At 45.3% G+C, this 15,086-nt stretch carries 11 protein-coding genes; 8 read left to right on the forward strand and 3 right to left on the reverse strand.

What is annotated here, in order from left to right; genetic code table 11:
- The first annotated feature begins 99 nt into the window (after positions 1-99).
- On the forward strand, positions 100-1,692 hold the full coding sequence (locus AC0L6N_RS01120; protein WP_473478066.1) for a cation:proton antiporter domain-containing protein: 1,593 nt from the start codon (positions 100-102) through the stop codon (positions 1,690-1,692).
- A 157-nt stretch (positions 1,693-1,849) separates the two neighbouring features.
- Positions 1,850-2,890, forward strand: a complete 1,041-nt coding sequence (locus AC0L6N_RS01125) for an alpha/beta fold hydrolase (RefSeq protein WP_473478068.1) — start codon at positions 1,850-1,852, stop codon at positions 2,888-2,890.
- A 57-nt stretch (positions 2,891-2,947) separates the two neighbouring features.
- On the opposite strand, the gene AC0L6N_RS01130 is transcribed toward AC0L6N_RS01125, so the two are convergent.
- A complete protein-coding gene (locus AC0L6N_RS01130; RefSeq protein ID WP_473478070.1) occupies positions 2,948-3,574 on the reverse strand; it encodes a MarC family protein in 627 nt (208 codons plus the stop codon).
- Between the two features lie 51 nt (positions 3,575-3,625).
- Between AC0L6N_RS01130 and AC0L6N_RS01135 the strand changes: the two genes are divergently transcribed.
- Positions 3,626-3,793, forward strand: a complete 168-nt coding sequence (locus tag AC0L6N_RS01135) for a hypothetical protein (RefSeq protein ID WP_473478073.1) — start codon at positions 3,626-3,628, stop codon at positions 3,791-3,793.
- Positions 3,790-4,455 (forward strand): UPF0149 family protein, encoded by a 666-nt coding sequence (locus AC0L6N_RS01140; protein WP_473478075.1) that lies wholly within the window; start codon positions 3,790-3,792, stop codon positions 4,453-4,455. Before AC0L6N_RS01135 ends, AC0L6N_RS01140 begins: the two co-directional genes overlap by 4 nt.
- A 10-nt stretch (positions 4,456-4,465) precedes the next feature.
- Here AC0L6N_RS01140 and AC0L6N_RS01145 read toward each other — a convergent pair whose 3' ends face one another.
- Positions 4,466-4,852: a DUF2750 domain-containing protein gene (locus tag AC0L6N_RS01145; protein WP_473478077.1), complete on the reverse strand. Its 387-nt coding sequence runs from the start codon at positions 4,850-4,852 to the stop codon at positions 4,466-4,468.
- Between the two features lie 101 nt (positions 4,853-4,953).
- Positions 4,954-5,931, reverse strand: a complete 978-nt coding sequence (locus AC0L6N_RS01150) for a GGDEF domain-containing protein (protein ID WP_011573510.1) — start codon at positions 5,929-5,931, stop codon at positions 4,954-4,956.
- 271 nt (positions 5,932-6,202) lie between these two features.
- Between AC0L6N_RS01150 and AC0L6N_RS01155 the strand changes: the two genes are divergently transcribed.
- The 4 genes from AC0L6N_RS01155 to AC0L6N_RS01170 all read left to right on the forward strand — a co-directional run bounded on the left by AC0L6N_RS01155 (position 6,203) and on the right by AC0L6N_RS01170 (position 14,943).
- The gene (locus AC0L6N_RS01155; RefSeq protein ID WP_473478079.1) at positions 6,203-7,990 is read left to right on the forward strand and encodes a trans-sulfuration enzyme family protein; all 1,788 of its coding nucleotides are present in this window, start codon (positions 6,203-6,205) and stop codon (positions 7,988-7,990) included.
- A 195-nt stretch (positions 7,991-8,185) separates the two neighbouring features.
- Positions 8,186-10,231, forward strand: a complete 2,046-nt coding sequence (locus AC0L6N_RS01160) for a RecQ family ATP-dependent DNA helicase (RefSeq protein WP_473478081.1) — start codon at positions 8,186-8,188, stop codon at positions 10,229-10,231.
- 411 nt (positions 10,232-10,642) lie between these two features.
- On the forward strand, positions 10,643-11,806 hold the full coding sequence (locus AC0L6N_RS01165; RefSeq protein WP_473478083.1) for an efflux RND transporter periplasmic adaptor subunit: 1,164 nt from the start codon (positions 10,643-10,645) through the stop codon (positions 11,804-11,806).
- Positions 11,806-14,943, forward strand: coding sequence for an efflux RND transporter permease subunit (locus AC0L6N_RS01170; RefSeq protein ID WP_473478085.1), 3,138 nt, complete (start codon positions 11,806-11,808; stop codon positions 14,941-14,943). Before AC0L6N_RS01165 ends, AC0L6N_RS01170 begins: the two co-directional genes overlap by 1 nt.
- Positions 14,944-15,086 lie beyond the last annotated feature (143 nt).

A 15,086-nucleotide genomic window follows, 5' to 3' on the forward strand; every position in this document is an offset into this window, starting at 1 on the left:
TTGTTCTAAAGTAATTGCGTAATTAAGCGGATCTTACCTCTTGATTAATAATCCAAAGTTGCCATGCTACGGGCAAAAGAACCTATCGTAGTAGTGCATATGGAATTAATGTGGCTTTTGTTCGCCTTTGTCGGCGGTTTGAGTATGAAACAATTGGGCTTACCGCCATTGATTGGCTTTCTTAGCGCGGGTTTTTTGCTTAATTACTTTGGCTTCGAAAGCTCTGAAAATCTGCAGGCTTTGGCGGATTTAGGCATTACACTGATGTTGTTCACCATCGGTCTCAAATTAAATGTGCGCGATTTACTTAAACCCGAGGTATGGGTTGCCAGTGCCCAGCATATGGTGATTTGGGTACTATTGGTCACTGGTGTCATATATGGCGTGACATATTTAGGGTTATCGTATTTCGTTGACATGACGCTTCAACAAGCGGCTCTTCTTGCTTTTGCCCTGAGCTTTTCAAGCACAGTTTGCGTGGTCAAAATTCTCGAAGAAAGCGGAGAAATAAAAACGCGTCACGGCAAAATCGCTATCGGTGTTTTGGTTATGCAAGACATCTTCGCTGTGCTGTTTTTGGTATTCGCAGCAGGAAAAGCACCAACACTGTGGGCGTTCGCGTTATTTACTTTGTGGTTCGCTCGTCCTTTACTGTACCGCTTAATCAACAGCGCTGGGCATGGTGAATTACTCCCACTCACCGGTTTTCTGTTTGCACTTGGCGGCTATTACATATTCGATTTAGTCGGTGTGAAAGGGGATTTAGGAGCGTTGATTTTAGGCATGTTAATCGCTCCCCATGCAAAAGCAGCAGAATTAAATAAATCCCTACTCAGTTTTAAAGACTTGTTTCTTGTGGGGTTTTTCTTATCTATAGGCTTGATAGCATTGCCCGATCTTGAAATGGTGATGATTGCATTGCTTTTATGTGTGCTGGTGCCGCTTAAGTTTTTACTCTTCTTTGTGACATTTGTGCAATTCAAGCTACGTGCTCGCACGGCTTATCTGTCCGGTTTGGTGCTCAGTAACTTCAGCGAATTTGGCTTAATTGTAGCTGCGTTGGCCGTTAGTTCTGGTTGGCTTACTCCCCAGTGGTTAGTCATTGTGGCGCTTGCTGTATCGTTCTCTTTCGTATTCACCAGCTTGCGTTATAAGTCTGCCCACAGTCAGTACCTAAAATTGAAAGATACCCTGCGCCAATATGAAAGTAATATTCGCCTGAGAGAAGATATTTATCAGCAACCTGAAGGTGCAAGCGTATTACTGATTGGTATGGGACGAGTAGGCAAAGGAGCGTATGGCGCTTTGCGGCCTTCATTGGGAGATGAGCTGTGCGGCGTAGATGCAGATCCACAGCGCGTACGAAAACTCCAAGAAGATGGTTTAAAAGTGATTGTAGGTGACGGCGAAGATGCCGATATGTGGGAGAACGTCGATACCACTGATATCAAACTTATTTTACTGGCATTACCGTCTGTTGATGACACCACTCATATCACGCAACAATTACGTGTGGCGAAGTACCAAGGGAAGATAGCTGCTATTGCCCGATACGACGATGAAGTAGAAAAACTGATGTCTACGGGAACGGATTATGTATTCAACATGTTTACCGAAGCTGGGGCTGGTTTAGCTGAAGAAAGCTTACGTATGCTAAGCGCTGAAGGTGAATATCAAATAGCCGAGACATAAGCCTAATATTACAGCGCAGTGAAGAGCTGTATTCGTGCAAGGGACGAAGATTAGCACAAATATGCACTTTATTTGGTGATTGCAAGGTAAGTGTGTACTTACTATTTAGAGCATTTTTTGCCTTTAAAATCGGCACAAAATAAAATGAGGAAGCTCAATGAGATTACTAGGATTATTGATAGCGTTGGTTGTGACGTCTGTATCGGCAATGCCCTCTAATAGTGGGGCGGTGAAGCCAAGTGCCAATGGTGCTGATAAAACAGTGGATGTTGCTTCCTTGGAATACGACGCCACCTTAAGTGCGTTTCCTTACCCGTATGCCGTTAAGCACTTCGCGGTTGAGTCTCAAGGGCAATCGTTAGATATGGGCTACATGTATTTACCGAGTTCGGCAAATAAACCTGTGGTGGTATTGATGCATGGTAAAAATTTTAACGGCGCCTATTGGCAATCTACTGCGGACCATTTGCGCGCGCAAGGGTATGGCGTGTTGATTCCAGATCAAATAGGTTTTGGTAAATCTTCAAAGCCGGTTGATTATCAATATTCGTTTGCGGTATTGGCTAGTCACACAAAAGCCCTAATGGCATCACTGAATATCGAAAAAGGCATCATTCTTGGTCATTCTATGGGCGGTATGTTGGCCAGCCGCTTCGCATTACTTTACCCAGAAAGCACCTCGAAGTTGCTGTTAGTCAATCCAATTGGATTAGAGAATTACTTGTTGTATAGCCAATACAAAGATGTCGACTTTTTCTATCAGCAAGAGCAAAAGAAAAGCGCTAAGTCTATTCAGGCATACCAGCAGAAAAACTACTACGCGGGGCAGTGGGATCAGCAGTACGCCAACTTGACCCATTTTATGATTGGTCAAGTGCAAGGGCCTGATAGCGATAGCATTGCAAAGGTTAACGCAATAACCTACGACATGATATTTACCCAGCCTGTCATCGAAGAGTTTAAACATATCTCAGTGCCTACTCGCTTGATTATTGGCACACGAGACAGAACGGCTCCCGGGCGAAACTGGCAAAAAATAGGCAATACTCATGAGTTAGGGCGTTATGATTTGCTGGGTAAGCAGGTGATAAAGCAATTCAAAGACGCTAAGTTGTATGAGTTAGCTGACTTGGGGCATTTGCCACAAATAGAAGATTTTTCGCGTTTTAAAATCGCACTGAATAAAGCGTTACACTAATACCATTCTCGCTAATCATATCAACCCCACTGGCTTTAACGTCAGCCAGTGTCAAGGTCAGCCTGAGACAGGTGAAAACGTGATAGCTGCATTTAATCCTGCAACTAACATCTGTACACCAATTACCGCTAATATGAGCCCCATTAAACGAGTGATAATATCCACACCGCTTTCACCAACAGCATTGAGTATCTTTGAACTGTAAATAAAGCAAAAGAAGGTAATAAGACTCAGTGCAGAAAAAGCGAGCAGGGTAATGATAATTTCCATCCATCCGCCTGCAGCAGAATAATTCATTGCAGTAGCAATAGTCCCCGGACCTGCTAGAAGTGGCACCGCAAGAGGCGACACGGTAATATCCGTATCGGTAGTTTCCTCGGCAGTGTGTAATTTCGAATTAGATCCCTGAAGCATTTGATAGCCTATCAAAAACACCAGTATGCCCCCTGTAATGCGAAGTGCCGAAAGCGTAATACTGAATAAATGAAAAATAGATTTTCCTAACACGGCGAACATGACAATAACAAAAAAGGAGATGAGTAAGGATTTTGCGGCAATTCTTCTTTGTTCGACTTTGTTTTTGTCCCCGGCTAAGCCAAAGAACACCGCTGTGTTGGCGATTGGATTCATAATGGCGAAAAAGGCCATAAAAACGGACAGCGCATGCTCTATTAATGGATTCATTGTGTCTTAATTGTCCTTAATTTTTAGTCCAGGGGATTATATCTTCATTCCATGAAAGACACTAATAATGGCCCCTTCGCCGTTGGTTGCGTTTATTCGTTGAGTGATTTAGCGAAACAAAATACAGGGCTAAGCAACCACGAGAAAAGTGGCGCATTGCGCCAAGTAAGCGAATTACGGATAATCCAATTAATTAATCAAGTGGCAGCGCAACCATGACTATTACTTTTGTAAGAGAACAAGAACTCAAAGCACTCTGTCAAGGCGATGCTTTATCGCATGCCTTGTTTTCAGTAGATTATTTAAATGGGCTAGTTTTTGCGGTGGCGTCAGCACCTGAAATCCCGATGCCAGAGGTGTGGTTACCGTGGATTTTCAAAGAGCACGGGCAATTGCCTGATACTGAAACGGCAGATAAATTGACTGATATCTTAATGGGTTTGTTACAGCATCAATTGAGATTGATGCGTGATGACCAAGTGTGCCTAGACGACCGGTTTGAATTGCCGCCAGACGCGCAAAAAATTAACTCCGAGCGGTTGGCGTTATCTCGTTGGTGTAATGGAGTGCTAGCGGGTCACAGTCGACTTGAAAAAGTATGGAATAACGCATGGCAAAAAATGCACAACAAAAACCCCAATGCCATGCCTTCAGCCACTAAGGATTTGTCTCATTGCTTAACCATGTTTAGCACCTTCGCTGATTTGCCTTTGGCGTTTGAACAAGCGAAGGTACGTAATAATGACCAACAATTTGTTGCTCAACTACCGAGGCTATTTTTATCATTGCCCTCAGCGTTACAGACTTATGTGAAATTGTCAGGAACGCTGGTGGAATACCTACCTAACCAGTTTGAAACCTTCAGCCCACCTAGCAACTAGCTTTGCTACTTTATTTTCTGGCCTGTTGCTTTAGTTCATAATCCAACTCTTGAGGTGAAATAATTAAACCTTCTTCATCTTGATTGGGAAACACCGCAATAAATACATCGTCTTCTTCTAAACCTGAGGTCCAACTGGCGTACCATTTTTCTAAGCTTATGGCTTTAGCTTCGCAGTCTTGCCATTCTCCAGTCGCCCAAGACTGAGCAAACTCTTTATTCGGCCACACAGGTGCACAGTCTTCATCTTCGGTGTTGAGCATGACGCAACCATCTTCATCCGTGAGGATCCAAATCTGTTTTTGCTTTACGACTTCTTTTACCAAATACCTTAGGCGCTCCTCTGGCGTGAATCGTTCAATGTTGGCTATGCTGTCTTGGTCGAGGGCTTGAGTCATAAGGGGATACCTTTTTATTGAAAATAATGCGTGATCTTAACCGATGGCTAGCACGAGACCAAAGGCTTTCTAACACAAGTCGTTTTGGGGCGTAATTCATATTAGGAGGCAGCCAAACAACACAAATCCCGCCCTGCAGATTTAGCTTGGTACATAGCAGTATCTGCTCTGCCAAGCCATTCAAACTCTGTCTCATCAAACTGATACTCAGCAATACCGGTAGATACAGTAATGTGCAGGCCTTGTTCGAACGGAAAGTCATTGACGGCTTGACGGATACTTTCCCCAAGGGTAATGGCTTGCTCTAAGCTACCGTCAGTGAGTACGACGAACTCTTCGCCCCCAAAGCGGTACAAGTGCTGTTCACTGGTGAGCATGTGTTCTATCAGCGCTGATGTCTGTGCCAGCACCCCATCACCGCATGCATGGCCCAATTGATCATTTATTTTTTTAAACTCGTCTAAGTCGATTAATAGCAAGCAGGCTTTAATCTTTTGGGGCTGCTGGCGTTGTTCTTTAACGATGTCAATTAGCTTCTCTTCCATTGCTCTGCGGTTGCCTGCTCCTGTAAGGGGGTCCTTATAGGACAATATCTGTAATTGGGCTTGCTGAAAACGCATACGATCTGAAAAGGCATAGCTGAAGAAAAAGGTCACTAAGGTAGAAAAGTAATAGCGCACATTGTCTAGCAAGGTCATATCTGCGTGTAACAAATAGCCAATGAAGCCAACGTTTACCGCACACAAAACCGCTGCTAGCTGGGGGGGCAGAATAAAGAATAAGCAAATAATGGCGGGGTACACCCAGACGATTTGCTCCGCACCTTTGAGCCAAATAGTACCCGAGGCGATCGCAAGGCAGATAATAGACAACACCCATCTAGCAAATAGTGTGCGCCGAGTAAAATACACGTAAGCTAACAGTCCAGTCGTTGAGGCAACAGCGATAAAATCTAATAATGCAATGTACCAATCTTGGTTGATAATACGAATAACGAGAAAGGGGAGAATACACAGCGCTGCAGCGGCACTAATTGACATAATAATCTGCTCTTCAAAGGAGCGCTTTTGGTATTTCATTGCGTTCTAGACTTCCTTCAAAGCGATTTATTCAACGTAACGCTATAGACCTATACTAATGGCGTTCCTGTTTTTTACCACTAAAAGTGCGTTAATTTTCAATCGTTTCAGTACTGAGCGTGAGCGAAATATGGCTTATTTAACAATTTAGTAACGTTTTCGTGCCGTTTAGGCCTATCTATTGAAATTATATTTGGTTCAAGCGTTTTATTTTCGACTTAAGTTTGGAGTATGATTTTTTTTTGAAATATAAACTGGCTAAGGCAATGTTATGCAACGCACCCATAGTATCGAGCATGCGAAACTTCTTTCTCCGAAACGTAATACCACTCAGGCCACGAGCATAGATGAGCTAACACAAGAGCAGTTAGCGCATTTTGGTATTGATGTTGGAACTGACTATGGCCAAGCATTATTTCAGGCGGCGAGCCATTTATATCACGCCCAAGCCGATGTTAATCAATTATGGCAGGTCACTAGCGACACACTGGCAGGATTGGAGCATAAAGACAAAGTCGCTTATTTTAATGCCAAAAAATTCCTTTCATTTCAGATAGCCAAAGTGCTGGATACCTTGCAAAACCCGTTTAGAGCGACCTATCAAAGCATGACAAATCAAGGTGGTGCTGGATTATCCAAACACCACTATCCGTTGTTCGATAATGTGACTGCGTTGTTTTCAGCTACGCCGGTGGTTGTGCGCACCGCCACCTATGTGTATGCCTGCACAGAATGGGTAGACGATGCCTTTCAAGGGAAGGAGTCAACTCATCAAATTTATTCACGCTTGTTAAACCCGACTAATATTTCCCTGGCTAACGCCATCGTTGATTTAGAAGCGGGTCCCTATGCACAAGACTACTTAGCGTGGAATTTTAACTCGGGGATGGCCGCGATCGATGCATTGTTGTCTAACGTGTTGAGTCATGGTGATGTATTGATTGTGTCGCGCAATGTGTATGGCGGTGTGTACCAGTTATTACATGACTTTTTTGCTCGTGAAAATCGTCTCAATATTCAGTTGGAGTGGTTTGATGGGTACTCAAGCGCAGAATTTTCCGCGTTTTTAGCTCACGTGAAAAACAAGCATGCACAGCGCTTAGTTAACCAATCATTGCATGTGTATCTTGAATCGCCCTGTAACCCCCATGGATATGTGCTCGACGTTGCCGCTATCAGCAAAATCAGTCACGGCGAAGGGCATTTGGTGATGCTTGATTCAACCCTGGCAACTCCGGTATTGCACCAACCGCTGCAGCGTGAAGACGAGCAAGAACGCCCAGATTATGTGGTGCACAGCTACACCAAGGATATTTGCGGCAGCGGTGCTACAACCGCAGGTGTGGTAATAGGGCAAAGTTATCGTATGTTTCAAGCCAAAGGGGACAGTGTTAACGGTTACGATTGGTCTAAAACCATGTTTTGGGATGTGTATTATATCAAAGGCGCGTTTCTTGATTCTGAGAAAGCATTTGATGTGTTAACCGGCATGAAGACCCTCGAAATGCGAATGCTACAAAAGGTGATTAACACATCCGTGTTTAGTCACTTTATGGCATCTCACCCCGATATAAACGTTAACTGTCACGCGATAGAAGGTCACGCTAATAGTCAGCTAAGAGCAAATCAAATGCGCAATGGCTGGTCTTGCCCATTATTTACCATGGATATGCAAAGGGCTGAAATAGACCGAGATACGTTTGTGCGCTTTTTTGATGCGCTTGAACCGGCATTTAGTCATCAGGTCAGCATAGGCCAAAGCAACACCATTATACTGTGTCCAGCGTTAACCTCACATTCTGAGTTAGATACAGATACTCAACACAAAGGCGGGATTTATCTTACGACAATGCGCGTGGCTATGGGCACGGATAATGTGAAAGCATTGATCGGACACTTAATAAACAGTACTCGCTTACACATTGACCCAGCCTACCCAGGGTTCAGCGAATGCTTTATGTCGCCAGAGCAAGTTGACAGCTTATACGCAGATGTGGCGACGCGCGTGATGCAACAGCAGCAAAGATCGTTAGGAGACACTCAAGACTGGATCGGCTAATACAACAGGGCTTTGCTTTTCAGCAAATGTAGGCTGAAATCTATCATAGCTTTGCCTATACTGAGCGACTACTGTCATAACCACATTGTCGCTCGTTTTCTTTTTCAACTCTCGGTGTAAGCTCGCTCTAACGTCTAAGCCAGAGCATTAGTTACCCCATGCATGGAAGTTCTCGAAGGCTAAAAGGACCGCCCCATGCAAAACACCACTGTCGATATCGCTAATGATCAGGGGGCACAAAATGCCAGCCTGGCTAACACTTTTGGTTTTGATCAATTTCGTGGCGGCCAGCAGCAGGTTGTTAGTCAGCTCCTTAACGGCCAATCTTCCTTAGCTATTTTCCCCACAGGGTCGGGTAAATCTTTGTGCTATCAATTTTGTGCACTGCACTTGCCCCATTTGACCCTAGTGGTATCACCACTATTAGCGTTGATGAAAGACCAGTTAGCATTTTTACAATCCAAAGGCATTGCGGCAGGCAGCATTGATTCAACCTTGAGTCCTGATGAGCAGCGCAGCACTATGGAGCGCGTGCGAAGCGGCGAGATAAAAATATTGATGGTCTCAGTTGAGCGTTTTAAGAATGAGCGCTTTCGTCAGTTTATCGACAGTGTTGCTGTATCCATGCTGGTTGTCGATGAGGCTCACTGCATTTCTGAGTGGGGGCATAACTTTCGACCAGATTATCTGAAACTGCCGGATTATCGAGCCCAGTTAAATATCCCTTTGGTATTACTGCTAACAGCAACGGCTACCAAAAAAGTTAAATTAGACATGGCCAAACGGTTTGCCATTGAGCCGCAGCACGTAGTGCAAACCGGCTTCTACCGCAAAAACCTAGACCTGCACGTTAGCGCCACTCCTGAGCGAGAAAAAAATCAGACACTTATACAGATTATCCAAGCGCATCAAGGCTGCGGGATTGTGTATGTCACCTTGCAGCATAGCGCCGAACAAGTGGCGCAGCGTTTAGCGGCCGACGGGGTGTCCGCGAAAGCCTATCACGCTGGGTTAGGTGATGAGGTTCGCCAGCAGGTACAGCAAGACTTTATGGAGGGGCGTATTCAAGTCGTTGTGGCCACCATTGCATTTGGCATGGGGATCGACAAGTCAGATATTCGCTTTGTCGTGCATTACGATTTACCCAAGTCTATTGAGAATTACAGCCAGGAAATCGGCCGAGCAGGGCGCGACGGCCAACTTTCTCACTGTATTACACTGGGAAATTTGGATGGTCTACACACAGTGGAAAATTTTGTCTATGGCGATACGCCTGAATTGCAGGGGATCCAAATTTTACTGGACGATATTCGTCAAGGGACACAAAATCACATTGCTAAACCCATAGGGCAACACGCGACTCAACACGAAAATAATGGGGCTACTGAATTTGCCCATGCTAGCCAGTGGGAGCTGCAAATAAACGGCCTTTCTACCCTTAGTAATATTCGCCAACTCCCATTAAAAACCCTACTGGTGCAGCTTGAACTAATGGGGATTGTGCGCCCGCAGTATGCATATTTTGCCGACGTGCGTTTTAAATTTCTGCAGGACAAAGCAGATGTACTGGCGCGCTTTGACGAAAACCGCCAAGCTTTTTTAACCAGTGTGTTCGCCAATACCGACTTTAAAAAGATATGGGGTAGTTTGAATTTTGATAGCTTATTTGAACAAACCGGGGCCGAGCGCGCTCGAGTCGTAGCGGCGTTGGAGTATTTAGCACAAAACCAACTCATTGAATTGCAAACTAAGCAAATCACTGAAGTGTTTCAGGTGGATACGGATAAGCTAAACCAGCCTGAATTAGCGCAAACATTGCACGCCTATTTTACTGATAAAGAACAGAAAGAGTTGCAACGTATTGCGATGCTGGTGCGCTTTTTTCAGTTAGATAAATGCCTTAGCCATAACTTGTCACGTTACTTTGACGATCTCAATACCCCAGAAAAATGTGGTCATTGCAGTGTATGTCGTGGGGAAGTGGCTCACCTGCACGTCACCAGTGAAGTACCTGAGATAGATGAACTTGCCGTGGCTGAAGCCATGCAGGCGTTGGCAAAGCACATAGAAGGAAAAGTGGAGTATCGCCTAAGTGAAGATACCTATTGCCGATTTTTAACCGGTATGACGATGCCGTTATTTACCCGTTTAAAGATACGCCAAGTGCGGGGTTACGCTATGTGTGAAAAGAGTCGCTACCCAGCGATAAAAGAGGTCGTACGTCGCTTTATAGTAGAATAATGTAAATAAATAAGTGTTCGCTACAGGGTAAAATATTGACGTGCAGTAACGAGAGCGCAACCACAGGTTTTTTACAAAAAGCCATTCTGACAACCCGTTTTTAAAAGCTAATTGAAAGTACGTCACACCGCTTCTGACTAAAGGGTTGGCATCATGCTGTTTTTCAGGCTGTTTATCAGTACTAGGGTAATGGCATTTCGTGGGACATAATAATTTCGCCCTGTGATGAGAAAAATTCGTTATTGATAGATAAATGTGATTAAAATCATTAAAAATACATAACTTGTTACCGAATAATAGTTATTGGTGATAATTTACACCTTAGTAACATTTAAACTGCTTCTTTAATCACGCCTTAGCAGTAAGCTTAATAAAACACACAACTCAAGCGCTCGTCTTATAGGAAATTTCATGTCAAAGTTGATGCACACCCTTCGTTTACAGCCTTATTGGATAGCGCTTGTTATTCTAATATTACTTACGCTCTGGGTCGCATCCGGTATGTTATTCGCAGAGCAAACCGACAATGCCCAAGCACGCAAAGAAGCAAAACACAGAGACGCCGGACTTGTTAGTGTTCGTGCTGAGCGAGTGCACGCCAAACCTATCACCCGAGAAATTAACTTATACGGTCGCACTGAACCGAATCGTAGGGTAACGCTGCGCAGTGAAGTCAATGGTCTAGTAGTGAAAATCTATGTGACTGAAGGGCAAAGCGTGAAAGAAGGTGAACCTCTAATTGATATTGAAACCAGCGATCTGCTTAACCGCCTTAAATCAGCAAAGTCGACGTTAGCGCAACGCAAAATCGAGTTAGAAGGTGCAGAGTCACTTGGCCAAAAAGGCTATCAATCCAAAGTAAACTTAGCGCAAGCGCAAGCAAACTTAGAAACAGCGGTGTCTGAGGTCAGTACGCTGGAATTGGCGTTATCCAAATCTACGTTGCGAGCTCCCTTTGACGGCATAGTCAACGAACGTCACGTAGAGCTTGGTGATTTACTCAAGGATGGCGATGAAGTAGCCATGCTGGTGGATTTAGACCCACTGATTATCACAGCAGATGTCACAGAAAGTGATGTGCAAGCTCTGACGTTGGGCCAGAAAGCCTCAGGGCGTATGATTTCAAATGACACCGTTACCGGCACTATCCGTTATATTTCAAGCGTGTCAGACATGGGTACCAATACGTTCAATGTCGAGGTTGCCATTGATAACCCTGAGACTAAATACCTAGCAGGTATGAGCACCGAGTTATCTGTTCCCCTGAAAACCACTTTGGCGGTGCGTATTACCCCTTCGGTAATGGCGTTAGACGAAGCGGGTAATTTAGGTGTAAAAACCGTGGTAGATGAACATGTAAAGTTTATCCCCATTGATATTGTTAAAAGCGATAGCCAAGGGGTGTGGCTAGGCGGCATGGGCGAGATCACCGATGTTATCACCTTAGGTCATGGTTTTGTCCGAGACGGTGACAAAGTCAAGGTTACTTATGTTGAGGGCGATATGGGCCATCAGCAAGCCGCAGTTGGCACGTCAAATAACACACAATTAAACGCCGATCTGCAGGCTCAGTAATGAATAATCTTATTGCCGCGGCGCTTACCCATAGCCGTACTGTATTGATGATGTTTGTTTTGTTGATAGTGGCAGGCGCAGTGACATATGCCACCATTCCCAAAGAGGCAAATCCCGACGTTCCCATTCCGTTTATTTATGTATCAATTGTGCACGACGGTATATCCCCAGAAGATGCTGAGCGCATGTTGGTCAAGCCCATGGAGCGAGAGCTGCGCTCTATTGATGGCGTCAAAGAAATGAAAGCCACCGCAGGTGAAGGTTTCGCCAATATCACCCTTGAGTTTATCGCAGGCCTAGATTCAAAAGACGCCCTAGCCGATGTGCGTGACAAGGTCACCGTAGCGCGCGCCAAGTTGCCCTCAGAAACAGAAGAACCGACCATTCATGAAGTGACGATGGCGGGTCAACAAGCGGCGATAACCGTGGTGTTGTCTGGTCCTGTGGCCGAACGTGCTTTGGTCACCGTGGCCAGAGAGCTACAAAATCGCTTAGAAAGCCTCAGTGAAGTACTAGAGGTGGATATTGGCGGTGATCGAGAAGACATCGTTGAAATTGTCGTTGATCCCTTGTTGATGGAATCTTACGGGCTGGATCAAAACGATATTCTCAACCTGCTATCGCGCAATAATCGCTTAGTTCCCGCAGGTACAATGGATAACGGAAAGGGCAGCTTTGCAGTAAAAGTGCCATCGGTATTCGAGTCCGTTAAAGATGTCATGGAGCAACCTGTAAAAGTGCAAGGTGAGCGCGTTATTACCTTTCAAGATGTTGCACAGGTTCGCCGCTCTTACAAAGACCCATCAAGTTTTGCGCGTCTAAATGGCGACAATTCTGTTTCCTTAGAAGTTAAAAAACGACCTGGAGAAAACCTGCTTGAAACCGTGGCTCATGTGAAAGAGCTGATAGAAGGCGCTCAACAAACTTCCATGTGGCCTAGCAGTGTGTATGTGAGCTACACGGGGGATCAAAGCGTTGATGTAAACATGATGCTTGGGGATCTGCAAAATAACGTGTCGAGCGCCGTTATACTCGTCGCCGTGGTGATTGTGGCTATCTTAGGCTTGCGAACCGCCATCTTAGTGGGGGTGTCGATACCGGGTTCGTTCCTCACCGGCATTCTTATCATCGCTATGTTCGGCTATACCCTAAATACGGTGGTCTTGTTCTCTCTGATTATGGCGGTAGGTATGCTGGTAGATGGCGCTATAGTGGTCACCGAATATGCTGACAGGTGTATGGGTGAAGGAGCATCCAAGCAGCAAGCTTATCTAAAGGCAGCACAACGCATGGCTTGGCCGATTATCGCATCCACCGCAACCACATTGGCCGCCTTTGCACCGCTGATGTTTTGGCCGGGCATGATGGGTGAGTTTATGAAGTACTTGCCGTTTACCTTGATTGCCGTGCTATCCGCTTCTTTGCTTATGGCCTTGGTGTTCGTCCCCACGCTCGGGGCCGTGTTTGGTAAACCGCAAACCATCTCAGCCCAAGCTAAAGAACAAATGTTGCTCGCAGAGAATGGCGATTTAACCAAATTAAGGGGGTTTACCGGCCGCTATGTGCGTTTATTAGCAAAAGCGATAAGCAATCCGTGGAAGGTACTAATGATTGCCTTCGTGGTGGCTGGATTATCCTTCTTCGCGTATTTTTCATCGGGTCTTGGGCTGGAGTTCTTCCCTAAGGTCGACAGCAGTGGCATTAATGTAACTGTGCGCTCTTCCGGTGAGATGTCCATTTACGAGAAAGACAGCATAGTGCAAGAGGTAGAAGAAAAACTCATTGATATGGACGCCATCGAGACCTTATATGCTCGCACTGGTGGGCAAGATCAGATTGGGTACTTACGTTTGAATTTGGTCGATTGGCACTTGCGACCTCATTCAGACGATGTTCTTAAGGAAACCCAAGAGCGCCTAGCAGATATGCCGGGTTTGGACATTGAAATTACCCCAGACCAGAACGGTCCTCAATCGGGTAAAGATTTGCAGATCCAGTTATCGTCTCGCTTTCCTGAGCTTTTGAACGAAGCCGCATTAAAAGTGCGCCACGCATTAGATGAAAACGATAAATTTACCTCTATCAGTGATACCGCATCTCAGCCTGGTATTGAGTGGCAACTAAAGGTGAATCGCAGTGACGCTGCGCGCTTTGGTGCAGATGCCACATTAGTGGGCAGCACAGTACAATTCGTTACCAATGGTTTGAAAATTGGTGAATATCGCCCTGATGATGTGGACGATGAGCTCGATATTCGTGTGCGCTATCCAATTGATTCGCGTTTTATCGGAAAGCTTGACGAACTGCGTATGAAAACCGCAACAGGTATGGTGCCCATCGGCAATTTTGTCGAGCGCAAAGCGCAGCCCAAAACTGACTTAATTCGTCACGTTGATAGCGAGCGAGTGATTACCGTTGAAGCGAATATGTCCCCTGGAGAGTTGCTGAGTATTGAGCTGCCTAAACTGCAGGCGCAGTTACCTGAGCTGAACCTAGACCCAAGGGTAAGCTTGTCGGTTAAAGGACAAAATGAAGAGCAAGCCGAATCCCAAGGCTTCTTGATGAATGCATTTTTGGTCGCCCTGTTTGTTATGGCGATTATTCTGGTCACTCAATTTAATAGCTTCTATCAGGCCTTTTTAATTTTAAGCGCAGTGCTGTTTTCTACTGTTGGGGTCTTTTTAGGCCTAGCTATTTTTCAAAAGCCATTCGGCGTGGTCATGTCAGGCATAGGTGTCATCGCACTGGCGGGCATAGTGGTGAACAATAATATCGTGTTGATCGATACCTATAACATATTGCGCAAAGAAGGTTACAGCGCCACCGATGCCATTTTACGTACGGGCGCCCAACGCTTGCGCCCAGTCTTGATGACAACGGTGACGACTATACTCGGCCTGTTGCCTATGGTGGCTGAAATTAACATTGATTTTATTGGTCGCAATGTCGATATTGGCGGTCCGTCTACTCAGTGGTGGTCGCAATTAGCCACAGCGGTTGCCGGTGGCTTAGCATTTGCTACTTTACTGACCTTGGTTCTGACCCCCAGTTTGTTGGCGTTAAAGGCGGGCAGAGATCAGCGTAAAAGCGCTACTATGGCGCAATTGGCGGACGCGCCATTGCTAGCAGATAAGTAATAATCTCCTCAATGTGCCCCCAAGAAATCGACATCTTCTCTTGGGTGCTCAGTGAACTTTTTCACTACGTATCAACCTAAAACGTGCATCATGCAACAGCTTTCGCTATTATTTTTCTTCGCCTCTACGTGTAATTTAAAGGA

It is taken from the genome of Paraglaciecola sp. G1-13, from assembly GCF_055809255.1.

Bases quoted from the DNA above. Each gene is read 5' to 3' on its own strand.
- AC0L6N_RS01120 (WP_473478066.1), top strand. From the start codon at position 100: ATGGAATTAATGTGGCTTTTGTTCGCCTTTGTCGGCGGTTTGAGTATG.
- AC0L6N_RS01125 (WP_473478068.1), top strand. From the start codon at position 1,850: ATGAGATTACTAGGATTATTGATAGCGTTGGTTGTGACGTCTGTATCG.
- AC0L6N_RS01150 (WP_011573510.1), bottom strand. From the start codon at position 5,931: ATGAAATACCAAAAGCGCTCCTTTGAAGAGCAGATTATTATGTCAATT.
- AC0L6N_RS01160 (WP_473478081.1), top strand. From the start codon at position 8,186: ATGCAAAACACCACTGTCGATATCGCTAATGATCAGGGGGCACAAAAT.
- AC0L6N_RS01155 (WP_473478079.1), top strand. From the start codon at position 6,203: ATGCAACGCACCCATAGTATCGAGCATGCGAAACTTCTTTCTCCGAAA.
- AC0L6N_RS01140 (WP_473478075.1), top strand. From the start codon at position 3,790: ATGACTATTACTTTTGTAAGAGAACAAGAACTCAAAGCACTCTGTCAA.
- AC0L6N_RS01170 (WP_473478085.1), top strand. From the start codon at position 11,806: ATGAATAATCTTATTGCCGCGGCGCTTACCCATAGCCGTACTGTATTG.
- AC0L6N_RS01165 (WP_473478083.1), top strand. From the start codon at position 10,643: ATGTCAAAGTTGATGCACACCCTTCGTTTACAGCCTTATTGGATAGCG.
- AC0L6N_RS01135 (WP_473478073.1), top strand. From the start codon at position 3,626: ATGAAAGACACTAATAATGGCCCCTTCGCCGTTGGTTGCGTTTATTCG.
- AC0L6N_RS01130 (WP_473478070.1), bottom strand. From the start codon at position 3,574: ATGAATCCATTAATAGAGCATGCGCTGTCCGTTTTTATGGCCTTTTTC.
- AC0L6N_RS01145 (WP_473478077.1), bottom strand. From the start codon at position 4,852: ATGACTCAAGCCCTCGACCAAGACAGCATAGCCAACATTGAACGATTC.